Source organism: Paenibacillus darwinianus, assembly GCF_000598065.1.
In the GTDB taxonomy this organism is placed as follows: Bacteria; Bacillota; Bacilli; order Paenibacillales; family Paenibacillaceae; genus Paenibacillus_I; species Paenibacillus_I darwinianus.
The window spans coordinates 25,656-43,537 of sequence record NZ_KK082136.1 but is presented as its reverse complement, the minus strand read 5'-3'; the positions used below and the strand labels follow the sequence as shown (position 1 = coordinate 43,537).

At 58.3% G+C, this 17,882-nt stretch carries 21 protein-coding genes and 1 riboswitch; all 21 genes read left to right on the top strand.

Annotated elements, in window-relative coordinates:
• The coding region (locus tag BG52_RS03490) for an L-threonylcarbamoyladenylate synthase (protein WP_036666831.1) at nucleotides 1-802 on the top strand (802 nt) is incomplete at its 5' end.
• Nucleotides 803-893: 91 nt separating this feature from the next.
• Nucleotides 894-1,466, top strand: a complete 573-nt coding sequence (locus BG52_RS03485) for a manganese efflux pump MntP (RefSeq protein WP_036583062.1) — start codon at nucleotides 894-896, stop codon at nucleotides 1,464-1,466.
• A gap of 81 nt (nucleotides 1,467-1,547) precedes the next feature.
• Nucleotides 1,548-2,150 (top strand): low molecular weight protein arginine phosphatase, encoded by a 603-nt coding sequence (locus BG52_RS03480; RefSeq protein WP_036583060.1) that lies wholly within the window; start codon nucleotides 1,548-1,550, stop codon nucleotides 2,148-2,150.
• Nucleotides 2,151-2,188: 38 nt separating this feature from the next.
• A riboswitch (ZMP/ZTP riboswitch) is annotated at nucleotides 2,189-2,269 on the top strand.
• 95 nt (nucleotides 2,270-2,364) lie between these two features.
• The gene (gene rpiB, locus BG52_RS03475) at nucleotides 2,365-2,823 is read left to right on the top strand and encodes a ribose 5-phosphate isomerase B (protein WP_036583057.1); all 459 of its coding nucleotides are present in this window, start codon (nucleotides 2,365-2,367) and stop codon (nucleotides 2,821-2,823) included.
• 12 nt (nucleotides 2,824-2,835) lie between these two features.
• Entirely contained in the window at nucleotides 2,836-3,432 is a 597-nt protein-coding gene (locus BG52_RS03470) for a TIGR01440 family protein (RefSeq protein ID WP_036583056.1), read from the top strand.
• Nucleotides 3,433-3,525: 93 nt separating this feature from the next.
• A complete protein-coding gene (locus tag BG52_RS03465; protein ID WP_036583053.1) occupies nucleotides 3,526-4,773 on the top strand; it encodes a serine hydroxymethyltransferase in 1,248 nt (415 codons plus the stop codon).
• Between the two features lie 198 nt (nucleotides 4,774-4,971).
• Entirely contained in the window at nucleotides 4,972-5,601 is a 630-nt protein-coding gene (gene upp, locus BG52_RS03460) for a uracil phosphoribosyltransferase (protein ID WP_036583050.1), read from the top strand.
• Nucleotides 5,602-5,635: 34 nt separating this feature from the next.
• On the top strand, nucleotides 5,636-6,778 hold the full coding sequence (gene wecB / locus BG52_RS03455) for a non-hydrolyzing UDP-N-acetylglucosamine 2-epimerase (protein ID WP_036583047.1): 1,143 nt from the start codon (nucleotides 5,636-5,638) through the stop codon (nucleotides 6,776-6,778).
• 168 nt (nucleotides 6,779-6,946) lie between these two features.
• Nucleotides 6,947-7,207, top strand: coding sequence for an AtpZ/AtpI family protein (locus tag BG52_RS03450; protein ID WP_223298906.1), 261 nt, complete (start codon nucleotides 6,947-6,949; stop codon nucleotides 7,205-7,207).
• Between the two features lie 4 nt (nucleotides 7,208-7,211).
• Nucleotides 7,212-7,562, top strand: coding sequence for an ATP synthase subunit I (locus tag BG52_RS03445; protein WP_223298905.1), 351 nt, complete (start codon nucleotides 7,212-7,214; stop codon nucleotides 7,560-7,562).
• 27 nt (nucleotides 7,563-7,589) lie between these two features.
• Nucleotides 7,590-8,387: a F0F1 ATP synthase subunit A gene (gene atpB, locus BG52_RS03440; protein WP_036583042.1), complete on the top strand. Its 798-nt coding sequence runs from the start codon at nucleotides 7,590-7,592 to the stop codon at nucleotides 8,385-8,387.
• A 96-nt stretch (nucleotides 8,388-8,483) separates the two neighbouring features.
• Nucleotides 8,484-8,699 (top strand): F0F1 ATP synthase subunit C, encoded by a 216-nt coding sequence (gene atpE, locus BG52_RS03435; protein WP_036583039.1) that lies wholly within the window; start codon nucleotides 8,484-8,486, stop codon nucleotides 8,697-8,699.
• Between the two features lie 148 nt (nucleotides 8,700-8,847).
• Nucleotides 8,848-9,333, top strand: a complete 486-nt coding sequence (atpF, locus tag BG52_RS03430) for a F0F1 ATP synthase subunit B (RefSeq protein WP_036583038.1) — start codon at nucleotides 8,848-8,850, stop codon at nucleotides 9,331-9,333.
• Complete coding sequence (locus BG52_RS03425; RefSeq protein ID WP_036583036.1) at nucleotides 9,330-9,878, top strand: F0F1 ATP synthase subunit delta; 549 nt, start codon at nucleotides 9,330-9,332, stop codon at nucleotides 9,876-9,878. The genes atpF and BG52_RS03425 overlap by 4 nt, the downstream gene beginning before the upstream one ends.
• A gap of 15 nt (nucleotides 9,879-9,893) precedes the next feature.
• The gene (gene atpA, locus BG52_RS03420; protein ID WP_036583033.1) at nucleotides 9,894-11,402 is read left to right on the top strand and encodes a F0F1 ATP synthase subunit alpha; all 1,509 of its coding nucleotides are present in this window, start codon (nucleotides 9,894-9,896) and stop codon (nucleotides 11,400-11,402) included.
• Nucleotides 11,403-11,480: 78 nt separating this feature from the next.
• Nucleotides 11,481-12,347: an ATP synthase F1 subunit gamma gene (atpG, locus tag BG52_RS03415; protein ID WP_036583030.1), complete on the top strand. Its 867-nt coding sequence runs from the start codon at nucleotides 11,481-11,483 to the stop codon at nucleotides 12,345-12,347.
• Nucleotides 12,348-12,420: 73 nt separating this feature from the next.
• Complete coding sequence (gene atpD, locus BG52_RS03410) at nucleotides 12,421-13,824, top strand: F0F1 ATP synthase subunit beta (RefSeq protein ID WP_036583027.1); 1,404 nt, start codon at nucleotides 12,421-12,423, stop codon at nucleotides 13,822-13,824.
• Between the two features lie 25 nt (nucleotides 13,825-13,849).
• Complete coding sequence (locus BG52_RS03405; protein ID WP_036583025.1) at nucleotides 13,850-14,254, top strand: F0F1 ATP synthase subunit epsilon; 405 nt, start codon at nucleotides 13,850-13,852, stop codon at nucleotides 14,252-14,254.
• Between the two features lie 189 nt (nucleotides 14,255-14,443).
• Complete coding sequence (locus tag BG52_RS03400) at nucleotides 14,444-16,660, top strand: methyl-accepting chemotaxis protein (protein ID WP_036583023.1); 2,217 nt, start codon at nucleotides 14,444-14,446, stop codon at nucleotides 16,658-16,660.
• A gap of 298 nt (nucleotides 16,661-16,958) precedes the next feature.
• Nucleotides 16,959-17,330 (top strand): NADH-quinone oxidoreductase subunit A, encoded by a 372-nt coding sequence (locus tag BG52_RS03395; RefSeq protein WP_036583020.1) that lies wholly within the window; start codon nucleotides 16,959-16,961, stop codon nucleotides 17,328-17,330.
• Nucleotides 17,315-17,833 carry a NuoB/complex I 20 kDa subunit family protein gene (locus tag BG52_RS03390; RefSeq protein ID WP_036583018.1) on the top strand — a complete coding sequence of 173 codons (519 nt, stop codon included), beginning with the start codon at nucleotides 17,315-17,317 and terminating at the stop codon, nucleotides 17,831-17,833. Before BG52_RS03395 ends, BG52_RS03390 begins: the two co-directional genes overlap by 16 nt.
• Nucleotides 17,834-17,882 lie beyond the last annotated feature (49 nt).

The window sequence follows — 17,882 nt, the reverse complement described above, 5'->3', positions numbered from 1 at the left end:
GGCGGGTTGCCCGGTCGCTGCGCCGAGCGCGAACCGCTCGGGCCGTCCGAGCCCGACGCGAGCGGCGCATGTGCGGGATGACCTGGCGGGACGGATCGACGGTCTGATCGACGGCGGAGCCGCCGACGTCGGACTGGAGTCTACCGTCGTGGAAATCGACGGCGGCCGTATCCGTATCCTGCGGCCCGGCGGGGTGACGCCGGATGCGCTGCGGGAAGCGGCGGGCTGCGAGGTGGAGTTGGACGAGGCGCTCGGCGCGCCGCATGCCGCGGAATTCGGCGGAGCGGCGGCTGCTGCCGACCCGGCTGCGAACCCGGCTGGAAACGGGTCAGGGACGGCCGGTGATGCTCCCGGTCCCGAGAACGACGCTCGCGTAATCGGTTCCCCTTGCGCGATTGCCGCATCCGGCGCCGCTAAGGCGGGTTTCGCTCCCCGTTCGCCCGGCATGAAGTATGCGCATTACGCGCCGCGCGGCGAGATGCTGCTGGTCGAGGGAGACCCGGAAGCGGTCCGCCTGTATATAGAAGCGCAAGAGGCGGCCGCGCGGCTTGCCGGCTGCCGGACAGGCGTGCTGACCTTTGACGAGCGGGCTGCGAATTTCCGGGCTGGCACCGTGCTGACGCTGGGCAGCGAGGACCGGCTGGAAGCGGCCGCCCATCGGCTGTACGATGCGCTTCGCGAATTCGACCGGCTCGGTGTCGAGCGCATCTGGGCGGAAGCGTGCGATCCCGGCGGCGGTATCGGGCTGGCGCTGATGAACCGGCTGACCAAAGCGGCCGGCAACCGGATCGTGCGCGTATAGCGCCTTGTTGCAAACCCTCTTACTCCGTCATGAAATCCGACTTGTCCGCATAGAGTGGAAGAGAACGTCGTGGACACGGAGGGATTGAGGGATGCAGGTCGCAACAGACGCCGCAATAGCGGGAACGGGACAAGTGCTGACCGTATTGGTCATGGCGGTGGCGCTCGGCATGGACGCCTTTTCGCTCGGGATCGGGATCGGCCTTAAAGGAATCCGGAAGCTGGACATCCTGAAGCTGAGTTTGATCATCGCGCTGTTCCATATATGGATGCCGTTGATGGGTATGTACACGGGCCAATATATGAGTATGCTGCTCGGAGGCGTGGCCGTGAAGGCGGGCGGCGCGCTGCTGGTGCTGCTCGGAGGGCATATGATTTACAGCTCGCTGCGCGGCGATGCCGTGCAATTGCTGGACCATCGTACCATATGGGGGGCTTTGCTGTTTGCGCTCAGTGTCAGTGTCGACTCGTTCTCGGTAGGCGTGTCGCTGGGAATGTTCGCAACGGACATTCCGTTCACTGTGCTGACCTTCGGTTTTTTCGGGGGAATGATGTCCATTCTTGGGCTTTTGCTCGGCCGAAGGGTCGGCCAAAGCCTCGGAGAATATGGAGAAGCATGCGGCGGCGTTATTTTGTTCGCATTTGGGGTGCTGTTTTTAATATAATAGAAAGTGGCAAGAGACAATAACCGATGGACCATGCATCGTCCGCCAACCGGCGGACGCTGAGGAAAGGGGTAGTGCCGCGTGAAACGCGTCTTATTCGTCTGCACCGGCAACACATGCCGCAGCCCGATGGCGGAAGCCATGCTCCGGGAACGGGCCCGCGTCAGAGGAATTGCGCTTGAGGTCCGGTCGGCCGGCGTGTCGACTATGGACGGATTGCCGGTGTCCGAGCATGCGCAGGAAACGCTGCGGGCCATGGAGATTCCGCTCGGCGGAGCATCAAGTGCGCTCACGGCTCAAACGGTGGAATGGGCCGATCTTATATTGGCAATGACGACCAACCACAAACGCCATCTGATCGAACGATTCCCTCAGGCGGTCGACAAAATCCATACGCTGAAGGAATATGTCGAGGACCGGTCCGAGGTGCTGGCCGATATCGCGGAGCTGGAGCGGCTCTATTCGGAGTGGCAGGTTCGCCAGGCGCTTGGTGCGAAGCTTACCGATGATGAGCGCGCGCGGCTGCTTGAGATTGAACAGCGCATACCGAGCTTCGATATAGCCGATCCGTTCGGCGGTTCCTTGCAGCGCTACCGGCTGGTGGCCGATGAAATCGCGGAGGCGGTGGACAGACTGCTGCACTCGCTGGAAAATTCGCATGAAACCGGTGCGAAGAACGATTGATTTTGGCCGGGCAATCCGGTATGATGGATGTAATAAGACGGATCCGATGTGACTGGCGACGGAAGTGGGTAACCACGGTGGAGCATCGGAACATACGGCCGGTCGCCTGGGCAAAGAGCAGCGTGCTAGTTAAGCGCGTCATGCTCTTTTTTCGTCTTTTGGCAGTGGATTGGGTATAATGGACATGACGAACAACCATGGGAGGTAGAAGGTCATGAAAATTGCAATCGGCGCCGATCACGGGGGTTTCCGGTTGAAAGACGACATCGTCACGTTCCTGAAGGAGCTCGGCCACGAGGTGGAGGATTTCGGCTGCGACTGCGATCAGTCGGTCGATTATCCGGATTATGCGGTTCCGGTATGTGACGCGGTCGTAGAGGGCAAGGCGGACCGCGGCATTCTCGTTTGCGGCACGGGAATCGGCATGTCGATTGCGGCCAACAAAATCCCGGGTATCCGCTGCGCGCTCGTGCACGATATGTTCTCCGCCCAGGCGACGCGCGATCATAACGATTCGAATGTGCTGGCGATGGGAGAACGGGTGATTGGCCCGGGTCTTGCGGAGGAAATCGTCAAGATTTGGGTCGGGACGGAATTTTCGAACGGCGAGCGGCACATTGGCAGGCTGAACAAGGTCAAGGCGCTTGAAGACAAATATACTTTGCATCCGTAAGAGGTGCTGGCTATGAACGAGAACCGGTTTGATGCGATTGCTGCAGATGTGGAGATAATCGTCCGCGAGCTTGCGTCCGCCGCTCGCTTGCAGGCAGGCCGTCTGCTCGTCATCGGGACGAGCACGAGCGAAGTGATCGGCCGCCGAATCGGCACGTCCGGCACGACCGAGGCGGCCGCTGCGATCTACGCGGGGGTCGAGGCCGTGCGGCGGGACGTCGGATTTTATCCGGTGTATCAGTGCTGCGAGCATTTGAACCGCGCTCTGGTTACGACCCGGGATGCCGCGGAACGTTATGCGCTCGAGGAAGTGTCGGCCGTGCCGATACCGGGCGCCGGCGGATCCATGGCGGCCTACGCTTTCCGGCAGCTGAAGGATGCGGTGCTGGTGGACAGCGTGCAGGCGCATGCCGGCCTCGACATCGGCGAGACGCTGATCGGCATGCACCTGCGCCGGGTTGCGGTGCCGGTCCGGCCGTCGATCCGGACGATCGGCGCAGCCCGCGTCACGATGGCGATCACGCGGCCGAAGCTGATCGGAGGCGCCCGAGCCGTCTATCGGCTGGAGCCTGAGACGGCTGCAGAGGAAGAAAGCGGAACGTGCGAATGAAGCTATTTTATAAGCGTATGCTTTCGAAGTATTTTGCCGCGACGCCGCTCAAAAAAGCTGCGCTTCACAAAACTTGAGGGGGATTTATAGTTCATGGAGAATTTGCGTAAGCAAGACCCGGAAATCATCAAGGCGCTAGGCCTTGAGCTGCAGCGCCAGCGTGACAATATCGAGCTGATCGCATCGGAGAATATCGTAAGCGAAGCGGTGCTGGAGGCAATGGGCACCGTGCTGACCAACAAATACGCGGAAGGCTATCCGGGCAAGCGTTACTACGGCGGCTGCGAATACGTCGACATCGCCGAGGATATCGCGCGCAACCGCGCGAAGGAGCTGTTCGGCGCCGATCATGCCAACGTCCAGCCGCATTCGGGAGCGCAGGCGAACATGGCCGTCTATCTGGCGGCGCTCCAGCCCGGCGACACCGTGCTCGGTATGAACCTGGCCCACGGCGGCCACTTGACGCACGGCAGCCCGGTTAACGCATCCGGCTTGCTCTACAATTTCGTCGCTTACGGCGTGGACGAGAACTCGTTTACGATCGACTATGAAGAAGTGCGCAAAGCGGCGTTCAAGCACCGCCCTCGCCTGATCGTTGCCGGCGCGAGCGCATACCCGCGCATCATCGATTTTGAGAAGCTCGGCCAAATCGCACAAGACGTAGGCGCGCTGTTTATGGTCGACATGGCCCATATCGCCGGTCTCGTTGCGGCAGGCTTGCACCCGAACCCGGTGCCGCACGCCCATTTTGTCACGACGACGACGCACAAGACGCTCCGCGGGCCGCGCGGCGGCCTGATTCTGTGCCGTCAGCCATGGGCGGCGGCGATCGATAAGGCAGTGTTCCCCGGCTCGCAGGGCGGACCGCTCATGCACGTCATCGCATCGAAGGCCGTGGCGCTCGGCGAAGCGCTGCAGCCGTCCTTCAAAACGTACGCGCAGAATGTCGTGAACAACGCGCGAGTGCTGGCCGAGTCGCTGCTGGCCGAGGGGCTGAACCTCGTTTCCGGCGGCACGGATAACCACCTCATGCTGATTGATACGCGGAACCTGAACATCACGGGCAAGGAAGCCGAGCATGTGCTCGATTCCGTGGCCATCACGGTCAACAAGAACGCGATTCCATTCGACCCGACCAGCCCGTTCGTCACCAGCGGCATTCGCATCGGCACGCCGGCGGTCACGTCCCGCGGCATGGACGAGAACGCGATGAAAACCATCGCGCAGGTCATTGCCATGACGCTTAAGAACCCGAAGGACACCGCCGTCCTCGAGAAAGCGCGCGGCATGGTCCGCAACCTGACCGCCCAGTTCCCGCTCTATCCGGAAATGAAATATTAATTCGTGATAGTCTAACAAAAGAGCTGTCCGGCGACGATGCCGGACAGCTTTTTGCGATAGGGGGAAGCACGAAGCGACATCGTCATGCTATCCGGTTGTGCAGACTTGTCGTTACAATGGTATAATATACGGGATTATGCGCCTGAACGGAGTGCCGGGCCATCCCGGCAAACGAAGCAAGGGCAAGGAGGAGCACGTATGGGTAAACTGGTCATTTGCGACCATCCATTAATTCAACACAAGCTGACGTTTATTCGCGACAAGAATACGATCACCAAGGACTTCCGCGAGCTGGTCGGCGAGGTGGCGACGCTGATGGCGTACGAGATTACGCGTGAAGCGCCGCTCGAGCACACAACGATCGAAACGCCGGTTGCCGAGATGGAGAGCGCTGTGCTGTCCGGCCGCATGATCGGCCTGGTTCCGATTCTGCGCGCAGGGCTGGGCATGGTCGACGGCATCCTGCAGCTGATCCCGTCCGCCAAGGTCGGTCACATCGGCCTTTATCGCAACGAGGAAACGCTGCAGCCGGTCGAATACTACATAAATCTCCCTACGGACGCCCAGGAACGGATGCTGATCGTCATCGATCCGATGCTTGCGACCGGCGGCTCCGCGAACGCGGCGCTCTCCGCGCTGAAGAAGCGGGGCTGCACGCATTTGAAGCTCATGGTGCTGATCGCGGCGCCGGAGGGTGTGGAAGCGGTGAGGAGCGCCCATCCGGACGTCGATTTGTATGTCGCCGCGCTGGACGAGCGCCTGAACGAGCACGGCTACATCGTACCGGGCCTCGGGGACGCGGGCGACCGTCTGTTCGGCACGAAGTAACTGTATTTATAACCTTGATTTAGGAGTGACTGTCTTGCATAAATTGAAGGTCATGACCGTGTTCGGCACCCGTCCGGAAGCGGTGAAAATGGCGCCGCTCGTCCTCGAGCTGCAGAAGCATCCGGAGGAGATCGAGCCGATTGTCTGCGTGACGGCGCAGCATCGCGAAATGCTGGACCAGGTGCTGCAATTTTTTGAAATCCGTCCGGATTATGATCTGAACGTGATGAAGGACCGGCAGACGCTGACCGGCACGACGATCCGGGTCATTGAAGGACTGGAGCCGGTGCTCGCGGAAGCGAAGCCGGATATCGTGCTCGTGCACGGCGATACGCAAACGACGTTCCTTGCCAGCTATGCCGCGTTCCTGCAGCAGATCCAGGTGGGGCATGTGGAAGCGGGCCTGCGCACCTGGAACAAGCTGTCGCCTTATCCCGAGGAGATGAACCGTCAGCTGGCCGGCGTCCTGTCCGACGTTCATTTCGCGCCCACCGATTGGTCGGCAGGCAACCTGCTTAAAGAAAACAAGCCGGAATCGCGCGTGTATGTCACCGGCAATACGGCGACTGACGTTTTTCAATACACGGTTGACCCGTCGTTCTCCCACCCGGTGCTGGAATGGGCGCAGGGCAAGCGGATGGTGCTCATGACGGCACATCGGCGCGAGGCGATCGGCGAGCCTCACCGCAACATTTTTCGCGCGGTCAAACGATTGGCGGATGAATTCGAGGATGTCGCCTTCGTGTACGCCGTTCATCCGAATCCTGCGGTGCGCGAGCCGGCGAACGAAATTCTCGGCGGCCATCCGCGCATCCGGCTGATCGACCCGCTCGACGTGTTCGAGTTCCATAATTTCTATCCGCACGCCTATATGATCATGACGGATTCGGGCGGCTTGCAGGAGGAGGCGCCTTCGTTCGGGGTTCCGACCCTGGTGCTGCGCGATACGACGGAGCGGCCTGAAGGCATTGCGGCAGGCACGCTCGAGCTGGTCGGGACGGAGGAGAACGAGGTTTTCGAAGGCGCGCGCAAGCTGCTGACCGACCGCATCGCCTACGTGCGGATGAGCCAAGCGGCCAACCCTTACGGCGACGGGCGCGCATCGGAGCGAATCGTGCAGGCGATTCTGCATCATTTCGGCCGCCGCAGCGACCGCCCGGACAAGTTCTCGGTTTAAGAAGCTCCGGACACACAATGTTCACAGCTGTCCGGCAAATGCGAAAGATTACAGCATACAGTGGCACTGTATGGTTATGAATGTGGAAGAATCCAGTAATATCAAGGGTTTTCGAATGTTTGTTCACCGAATGTTTGATTTTATATCGATTGACAAAGGTGACGCCGCTTGGATAAAATAAATGAGGATCAGCAGGGGTACAAGCCGATGAACCAGAAGCGCCGCGATGATAACCCTTGGCGAGCGGCCGGATTGGTCGGTGTCATGGGGATAGATATGGCGATATGTATCTTATTGGGCTATTTTTTGGGCGACTGGCTTGGCGGAACCCGCGGATGGATCGTCGGCGGGATTCTGTTTGGTCTCGCCGCCGGTATACTTTCGTGCGTCATTCTGCTGAAGCGTGTACTGGGGGGTAGCGATGGATGACATATTGAAGAAAGCCATTCGCTACGCGTATTTTTTTCTGTCCGCATTATTGGTGGCGTGGGTGCTGATTCCTGAAGGCAGGCCGGTTGCGGCCGGATTGATTTTGGGAACAACGGCCAGTATCGTGAATGCGTTTTTATTGCGCAGAAGGATCGAACTGATCGGCAAGACCGCGGCTGAACACGGAGAGAGGAAAATGACGCTCGGTCTCGCCGGGCGGCTGGCCACCGTTCTGCTCGCTGTTATGACGGCTTACCGCTTTCCGGAACATTTTGCATTACCCGCTGCGTTGGCGAGCTGTTTTTTAGTCCAGATTTCGGTTTATTTCACAGCATTGACGAACAATAATAAATGATCCGGTGGAAAGGGGTGAAATTACTTCATGCATTTTTTTCCGGTTGTTGAGCTCGGGGGGTTGAACTTTGACCTTTCTTCAATCCTTGCGATTCTTGTCTCATGCATTGTCGTGTTCGCGCTTGCGAGAGCGGCGGTCAGCAACCTCTCCGTTCATAACCCGTCCAAGATTCAGAACTTTCTGGAATGGGTGGCCGAATTCGTACACAATACGATTGCCAGCACCATGCCATTGAGCAAGGCGAAGACCTATGTGTCCCTCGGCATGACGCTGATCATGTTCATTTTCGTCTCCAACCTGCTCGGGCTGCCTTTCGGTGTCGTAACGGAGCTGGACGATGCGCACAAAGGGCCGGTAACCGTTCTTGGGATGCAAATCATGAGCGGGGAAGAAGTGGAGCGGCTGCACGAGGAAGGCAAGCACATCTCTTTCGCCTGGTGGAAGTCGCCGACGGCAGACCTGTCCGTTACGGCGGGCCTTGCGATCATCGTGTTCATTCTCGTCCATTTCCTGGGGCTGACGCGCAATACGAAACACTACCTGAAACACTATTTTGAACCGTTCCCGGTCTTCTTTCCGCTTAACGTGATGAAAGAAGCCGCAAAACCGCTGACGCTTGCATTGCGTTTGTACGCTAACATCTTCGCAGGCGAGGTGCTTATCTCGACCATCCTGATGATGGGGTGGATCGGCTTGCCGCTTATGGCCGTATGGCAGGGATTCAGCGTTTTTGTCGGCGCCATTCAGGCGTTCCTGTTCACGATCCTGACGATGGTATACATTTCGCAGGCAACGATCCACGAGCACGACGAAGAACATCATTAACTGCCTTCTGTATGAACTCGGCGTATCCTTTAACGGAAGGTCCGGGATAGAACCATATAACAGACTACTACCTAATTATTGAGGAGGATTTTCACAATGGAATTTTTGGCAGCAGCTTTAGCAATCGGTTTGGGCGCGCTCGGCGCAGGTATTGGTAACGGTATGATCGTCAGCAAGACAGTAGAAGGCATTTCCCGTCAGCCGGAGCTCCGTGGTACGCTGCAAACGACGATGTTTATCGGCGTAGGTATCGTCGAGGTCGTGCCGATTATCGGTGTCGTTATCGGTTTCTTGCTCTACTTCGGAGCGTAATGTACAAGTCGAAACGAACGCGGCGGGGAAGGCGTCAGCCCTCCACGCCTTCGTTTTGATGACTGCAAACCTACTATTTGACAAGTGGAGGAAGTTTCCTTCGTTTGCTGCAAGTGCATGAACGTTCAGTAAGAAAGGAGTGTCAGCCGTGGAATTTAATTGGGAATCGACAGTCATTACGATGATTGCGTTCTTGGGCTTATATTTACTGTTGAACAAATACGCATTTGGTCCTTTGTTCGCAATCATGGAGAAGCGCCGAGAACTCGTGAAAGAAGAAATCTCGGCTGCGGAATCCAGCCGCAAAGAAGCCGAACGCAACATGGAGGAGCAGAAGCAAGCGCTCCAGCAAGTACGCAAGGAAGCGCATGACATCATCGAGCAAGCCAGAGCGACGAGCACCAAGCAGGCGGACGACATCCTGGCAGCAGCCAAGACGGAATCGGTGCGACTGAAGGATGAAGCCGTTAAAGATATCGAGAACGAGAAGAACAAAGCGATTGCGGCTCTTCGCAGCCAGGTGAGCGGCATGTCCGTCCTCATCGCTTCGAAGATTATCGAGAAGCAAATCGACGAGAAGTCCCAGGAGCAGTTGGTCGACCGATACCTGAATGAAGTAGGGAAGTCGTCATGAGCCGGGGATCCGTCGTAGCCAAGCGTTACGCCAAAGCGCTGTTCGAGGTGGCTGACGCGAACAATGCGGTAGCCGGCGTCGAGCAGGAGCTGAAAGCGGTCGTCGAGGCGATCGGATCGGATGCCGAGATCGCGAAGTTTCTTGCATTCCCGAACATCGAATCGTCACGGAAGACAGCCATCCTCAGGCAAGCTTTGTCCGGGAAGGTGTCGGACGCAGTCATCAATACGATTGAACTGCTTGTCGAACGGGGCCGTCAGGAAGACATTGAAGGCGTATATGGCGCCTATAAGAAAGTGGCCGGCGAGGCGCTTGGACAAGCGGATGCCATCGTCTATACGGCCAAGCCGCTCGACGCTGATGAACTGACGAAAGTTGGGGCACGCTTCAGCGCCGTTGCAGGCAAAGCGATTCGCGCGGAGCAAGTCGTGGAGCCTTCGCTGCTCGGCGGCATCCAGGTGCGGATCGGTGATCGTCTGTATGACGGCAGCTTGTCCGGCAAGCTGGCGCGGCTCGAACAATCGTTGAAATCTCAAGCACTGTAGATAGGGGTGAGCGAATTGAGTATCAGACCTGATGAGATCAGCACGCTGATCAAACAGCAGATCGAACAATATAAATCGGAAATTCAAGTCGTCGACGTCGGCACAGTCATCCAAGTCGGTGACGGTATCGCTCGCGTGCACGGCCTGGAGAACGCCATGTCCGGCGAATTGCTCGAATTCGCCAACGGCGTTGTCGGCATGGCCCTCAACCTGGAGGAAAACAATGTCGGTGTCGTTATTCTCGGACCTTACACGGATATCCGCGAAGGCGACCAAGTGAAGCGTACCGGCCGCATTATGGAAGTTCCGGTCGGCGAAGCGCTGCTGGGCCGCGTCGTAAACCCGCTTGGCCAGCCGATCGACGGGAAGGGTCCTGTAGCGACGACGGAATTCCGTCCGGTCGAATCCCCGGCTCCCGGCGTATTCGCGCGGAAATCGGTTCACGAGCCGATGCAAACCGGTATCAAGGCGATCGACGCGATGGTTCCGATCGGCCGCGGCCAACGCGAGCTCATTATCGGCGACCGTCAAACGGGTAAAACCGCGATCGCGATCGATACGATCATCAATCAAAAAGGCAACGGCGTGAAATGTATCTACGTCGCCATCGGCCAGAAGCAATCGACGGTAGCCAACGTCGTTGAAACGCTTCGCCGCCACGGCGCGCTCGACTACACGATCATCGTGACCGCTTCGGCTTCCGAGCCGTCGCCGCTGCTCTTCCTGGCTCCATACGCAGGCTGTGCAATGGGCGAATACTTCATGTACAAAGGCGAGCATGTGCTCGTTATTTATGATGACTTGTCGAAACAGGCTGCCGCATACCGCGAGCTGTCCTTGCTGCTTCGTCGTCCTCCGGGCCGGGAAGCCTACCCGGGCGACGTTTTCTACCTGCACTCCCGTCTGCTGGAGCGCGCGGCGAAGCTGAACGACGAACTCGGCGGCGGTTCCTTGACCGCATTGCCGTTCATCGAGACGCAAGCGTCCGACGTTTCCGCATACATCCCGACAAACGTGATTTCAATAACCGACGGTCAGATCTTCCTGGAGTCCGACCTGTTCTACTCCGGCCAGCGTCCGGCTGTTAACGTCGGTATCTCCGTCTCCCGCGTAGGCGGTGCGGCGCAGATTAAAGCGATGAAGAAGGTTGCCGGAACGCTTCGTCTGGACCTCGCGGCATACCGTTCGCTCGCGGCATTCGCAGCGTTCGGCTCCGACCTCGACAAAGCGACGCAAGCACAGCTGACGCGCGGTGCCCGTACGCTTGAAATTCTGAAGCAAGGCGTGAACCAGCCGCTGCCGGTCGAGAAGCAGGTTATCTCCATCTTCGCAGCCGTTAAAGGCCACTTGGATGATCTGCCGGTTGATCGAATCGGACGCTTCGAGCAAGAGCTTCACGCATATCTGGAATCCAACAGCCCTGAAATTGCAAGGGCAATCCGCGATTCCAAGGATCTGAGCGCCGATACCGAGAAAGCGCTGGCGGAAGCCATTACGAAATTCAAAAGAAGCTTCGCCGTCTAAGAGGGCGATGATAGAATACCGCGACCGGGTCGTCTAACGGGAGCGGCTTACTGCAACAAAAAGGCGGGTGAAACCACGATGGCTAAAGGCATGCGTGAAGTAAAAGGCCGTATCAAGTCGACCCAAAACACGATGCAAATCACCAAGGCGATGGAAATGGTCGCGGCGGCAAAATTGCGCCGTGCGCAAGAGGCTGCTACGGCAGCGCGCCCTTACGCGGATAAGATCAAAGAGGTCGTCGGGAGTATCGCGGCCGGCACCAAGGGCGTTAAACACCCTTTGCTGCAAGCGCGCGAGATCAAGAAGACCGGTTATCTCATCATTACGTCCGACCGCGGTCTGGCCGGCGGCTACAACGCGAACATTTTGCGTAAAGTGTTCGTCACCATCCGCGAGCGGCACAAGTCGGCCGACGAGTACGAACTGTTCGTCATCGGCCGCAAAGGCCTCGACTACTTCCGCCGCCGCAATATGCCGATCCGGCAGGAAGTGACGGGTCTGTCCGATTCGCCGAGCTTCGCCGACATCAAGTCGATCGCGAACCAGGCCGTCAAAGGCTTCGAAGAAGGCCTCTATGACGAGCTGTACCTGTACTACAACGAGTTCGTTAACGCGCTGACCCAGATTCCGACGGAGAAAAAGCTGCTGCCGCTGAGCGATGTCACGGCCGGCGGTACGGCTGGCGTTACGAGCTATGAGTATGAGCCTTCCGCGGAGGAAGTGTTGAACGTGCTGCTTCCGAAATATGCGGAGACGATTATTTACAGCGCGATGCTGGAAGGCAAAGCGAGCGAATTCGGCGCGAAGATGACCGCAATGGGCTCCGCGACGAAAAATGCGCAGAAGATGATCCAGAGCTTGACCCTGTCGTACAACCGGGCGCGTCAAGCGGCCATTACGCAGGAGATTTCCGAGATCGTTGCCGGTGCGAACGCACAAGGATAAGGCGGTTTCGGCATTCAACGGATCGCTTGGGATATGAACGCAGTGTGAGATGCAGGAAACAGGAGGGAAAACCATGAAAAAGGGACGCGTGATATCCGTCACCGGTCCGGTCGTCGACATTGAGTTCGAACGCGGACAACTGCCGGACATCCTGAACGCGATCAAAGTCGAACAAAAAGGCCAGCAAGGCGCGAAAGACCTCAGTCTGACGCTGGAAGTGGCCGTCCACCTCGGAGACAACATGGTGCGTGCAGTCGCCATGAGCTCCACGGATGGTCTGGTTCGCGGCGTTGAAGCTTTGGACCTCGGCGGTCCAATCACGGTACCGGTAGGGACCGCAACGCTCGGCCGCGTATTTAACGTACTTGGTGAGCCGATCGACAACGAGCCGGCTCCGGCGGCTGAAGTTAAGCTGCCAATCCACCGTCAAGCGCCGGCGTTCGATGAGCTGTCGACGCAAGCGGAAATCCTGGAAACCGGTATCAAGGTTATCGACCTGCTCGCGCCTTACGCCAAGGGTGGCAAGATCGGCCTGTTCGGCGGCGCGGGCGTAGGCAAAACCGTTACGATCCAGGAGCTGATCAACAACATCGCACAAGAGCACGGCGGTATTTCCGTATTCGCCGGCGTGGGCGAGCGTACCCGTGAGGGCAACGACTTGTACCACGAGATGAAGGATTCCGGCGTTATCGGCAAAACGGCGATGGTGTTCGGTCAAATGAACGAGCCGCCGGGCGCGCGTCTGCGCGTTGCCCTGACGGGTCTGACGATGGCCGAGTACTTCCGCGACGCGGAAGGCCGCGACGTTCTGCTCTTCATCGACAACATCTTCCGCTTCACGCAAGCCGGTTCCGAGGTTTCGGCTCTTCTCGGCCGGATGCCTTCCGCGGTAGGTTACCAGCCGACGCTGGCAACCGAGATGGGTCAATTGCAGGAGCGAATCACTTCCACGAAAAAAGGTTCCGTTACGTCGATCCAGGCGATCTACGTACCGGCGGACGATTACACGGACCCGGCTCCTGCTACGACGTTCGCCCACTTGGACGCAACGACCAACCTGGAGCGTAAAATTTCCGAGATGGGTATTTTCCCGGCCGTTGACCCGCTGGCTTCGAGCTCGCGGATTCTGAGCCCGGAAGTCGTCGGACAAGAGCACTACGACGTCGCACAAGGCGTGAAGCGTATTTTGCAGCGCTACAAGGAGCTGCAGGACATCATCGCTATCCTCGGTTTGGACGAATTGTCCGAGGAAGACAAGCTGACCGTTGCACGCGCTCGTAAAATCCAGAACTTCCTGTCCCAGCCGTTCCACGTTGCTGAACCGTTCACGGGTCAGAAAGGGATCTATGTGCCGGTTAAAGAAACCGTGCGCAGCTTTAAGGAAATTCTCGAAGGCAAGCATGATGAGCTGCCTGAACCGGCGTTCCGTTATGTAGGCACGATTGAAGAGGCAGTGGAGAAAGCCAAAACGCTGTAAGGCGTAAGAGGCGGGAGGTATCCACGTGAGTACTTTTTTGCTGGAGATCGTAACCCCGGAGCGTAAAGTATACGCCCAGGATGTGAATATGATTGTCGTCAGAGGGATTGCGGGTGAACTCGGTATTCTGCCGAACCATATCCCAATGGTAACGCCGCTGAAGATTTCATCGGTCAAGATCAAGCAGGGCGGCAGCGAGCAAATCGTTGCCGTGAACGGCGGCTTCGTTGAAATCCGCAAGGAGAAGGTCGTCATTCTGGCCGAATCGGCGGAGCTTCCGGGCGATATCGACGTGGATCGCGCGCAGGCTGCCAAGCAGCGCGCGGAGCAGCGTCTGTCCGCCGCGAAGAAGGACGAAATCGACTTCCGCCGTGCGGAATTGGCGCTTCAGCGCGCCATGAACCGTCTGGATGTCAGCGACAAACGGTAATAAGCCATGCAGCAAAGCTGTTCCATCGGACCGTAAGGGCCGAGGGGGCAGCTTTTTTGCTGTCAAAAAATCACGTAAAAGTCATATTACCTGCCATATTAATGGGTAAATCTGCAAATTACTTTGAAATTCTGTTTATTCCGCGTTATAATAACTGACATACATAAAAGAGGGAACGGGAGTGGTCGGATGTTCGGATGGCTGGGTTGGCGGGAAGGATACAAGCTGTGGTGGTCTTACCGGTTGAACCGGGAGATGAAGGACGATGTCGAGGATATTTTTGAAGGCATTGCGGATACCCGCAAGCAGCTGCTGACCTCATGGACGTCGGAGTATTGGGGGCATCTTGACCGGTTGAGCGCCCAGCTTCACGCGCAAGGGCCGAATCTTCAAGACGGCGTCGGAGAATCGCGAGAGATGCTGGATCGCCTGATCACGAACGCATACACGCGGGGGACTGATTTCACGGAGCTGTTCGTGCTGTCGGCGGACGGCCAGGTGGCGTATTCGACGTGGAGGCCGCACGAAGGGCGGAGCTATGGCGGTGTTTCGCCTATCGCCAAAGGCCTCGCTTACGCCAAGGAAGACGGAGGACGCAAATGCTTGTTCGGTCCGTTCGTCGACGAGCTGACCTTGACCATCGGACCGCGCTCTTCCTCGTTCCACGATGAAATGACGCTGCTGTTCATACAGCCAATCCTGGCGGGCGGCGAATGGGCGGGCGCCGTCTGCGGAAGGGTGCCGAACGATGTGCTGGGCGATCTGATTCAGCGGGAGTCTGGCCATGTGTATCCCGATTCCGGAGATAACTATATTTTCATGGCCAAGCCCGGACTGAACAAGCAGATCCCGCCGGGCACCGCGCTGTCCCGTAGCCGGTTCGAGGACCGGACGTTCACGCGCGGCGACAACCTGAAGGATGGCGTCCGCACCGATTGGGGTATCGTGTCGGTGAAGGACCATACTGAGCTGGAGCTGACGTTCACCGACCCGGCAACGGGCGAGCTGCACCCGGGCGTTGCGAATACGATCCGGAACGGGAGCAATCTTGTCGTCGAATTTCCCGGCTATTCCGATTACCGCCATATTCCCGTCATCGGCAAGGGTGTCACCTTCCAATTGCCGCATTGTCCGGATGTATGGGGGATGATGTGCGAGGGCGATCTGGAGGAGGTATACCGCAACCGCAGCGTGGCCTGGGAGCAGTGGCGCATGCAGATGCTTTCGTTCGTCGGACTCGCATGGCTGACGGGCGTTCTTGTATATCTCGTCGCTTCGCAGGCGTCGGCGCTGATCACGGCGGCGGCGGCGATTGCCTTCAACCTGGCGTTTGGCTGGATCATGTCGGGCGTCGTGCAGCGTCGGACCGGGCGGCGGACCGCCCTGCAGCTGCGCAGAATCAGCCGCTTCATCCGCGTCAACGCGGAGGGCAAGGGTGATCTGACGATGCGGCTTCCGCAGGAGGACTTCAGGAACGACGAGACGCGCGACCTGGCCAAATGGATCAACAATATGATCGACTCGCTTGAAGGCATTATGCTGCAGGTGAAAATGGCTTCGGCCGACGTGCTGGACAGCCAGAAGCTGCTGAACGAATCGGCCGATTCGACGGCAGAGGCGACCGAGCGGATGGGAACGCAGGTACACGACATGATCCGCAGCCTCCGCAAGCAGCTGAAGGATATCGACATCGCCAAGGATGTGGCAGGCGAAATGCGGCTGACGCTGCAGCAGCTGGAGCAGCAGGCCTCCGAGCAGATTGCCGTGGCGGAGGGAGAGGTCGGGCGGATCGGGGACAAAATGAGCCAGATCACCGACAAGGTAGCCGAAACGAACGGTACGATTCGCGAGTTCATGCATACCGCCGAGGAGATCCGGAATGTGCTGCAGGTCATAGAGGAAATATCGGGGCAAACACAGCTGCTCGCGCTTAATGCTTCGATCGAAGCGGCACGGGTGGGCGAGCATGGGCGGGGTTTCGCGGTCGTGGCTTCGGAAATCCGCAAGCTGGCCGATCTGACGCGCCAATCGACGGACGAGGTGCACCAGATCGTTCATCATATCCGGCAGAATGCACAGGCCGCATATGCGTCGATGGAAGCGGGCACGAAGGTTGTCGAAGAGGGAGCGGAGCTTGTTGTCGCAGCGTCGGAGATTCTGAAGTCGGCGAAGGCGGAGGATACGCTGAAGACGCAGGTTGTGGACGAGGTGGTGCGCTTGATGGAAAATGTGGCAGCCGTCAGCATGGAGAACCGGCATGTGTCGGCAGAGGTCGAGGGGCGCGTAAAAGAGCTGGTCGACGGCATTCAGCATGTGCGCCATACCTCGCATTATGTGGAGGCGATCACCGCGTTCCTGCAGCAGCTGGTCGGCCAATTCCATCTCACCGAGGCGCGCAGAAGGTAGCTTCCGGGCGGCGAGGATCCGTCGATGATGATCGAAGCGCCAGGCTTTGCGATGACAGGGCCGCCGTCCGCATCGATCGATGCGGCGCGGCGGCTTTTTGCCATGCCGCACCGTGTGTTCTAAACGAACGCCACGCACGATCCGAATCGGTTTGCGGAGGCGTTTTTCGCGTGCGCGGCACAATTCCGGAGGACAACTCCATCATAGACGTGCAGGGATGCTTTTGCTATAATTGTGAAGGTATTTTGCATCGGAACCGGTGCGGCCGGGCCGATATCCTACGCACGGAGGCGATTGAATGGAGAAGTACATCAACAACTATGTGATCGTATCCATCTTCATCCTGCTCGGCATCCTGCTCCCCGTGACGGCGCTTACCATCGGCCGGTTTCTGCGGCCAAGCAAGCCGACGGAGGAGAAGCGGACGACGTACGAGAGCGGCAACGTACCGGTCGGCGAAGGGCAAGTGCGGTTTAATGTCCGCTATTATCTGTTTGCGTTGATGTTTGTTATTTTTGATGTGGAAACCGTTTTCTTATATCCCTGGGCCGTTGCGTATAAGCAGTTTGGCCTCTTTGTGCTGGTCGAGATGCTGATTTTCGTCTCCCTGCTGCTCGTTGGGCTACTCTACGCATGGAAGAAGAAGGTGCTGAAATGGAATTCCGTTTAGAGTCGATTACGCCGGAAGAGCGGGCGGAGCTGGAACGCAACGTGTTTATGGGGACGCTCGAGCAGTTGAAGGCCTGGGCGCGAAGCAACTCGCTGTGGCCGCTGACGTTCGGCCTCGCCTGCTGCGCGATCGAGATGATGGGCACGGGCGCTTCCCATTATGACCTGGACCGCTTCGGGGTCATGTTTCGCACTTCGCCGCGCCAGTCGGACGTCATGATCGTCGCCGGAACGGTGACCAAGAAGATGGGGCCGCTGCTCCGCAGGCTGTACGACCAGATGCCTGAGCCCAAGTGGGTTATTGCGATGGGCTCCTGCGCCACGGCGGGCGGTCCGTATGTGAAGTCCTATGCGGTGATAAAGGGCGTCGATCAGATCGTGCCCGTCGATGTATATATACCGGGCTGCCCGCCGAACCCGGCGGCGCTGATCTACGGTATCAACAAGCTTCAGGAGAAAATACGCTACGAAGCGAAAACCGGGAAGCGGGTGACCAGCCGGTGAGCGACGACAACAGCAAGAACGGCTCCGGCGACGAGCGGGAGCCGGTGAA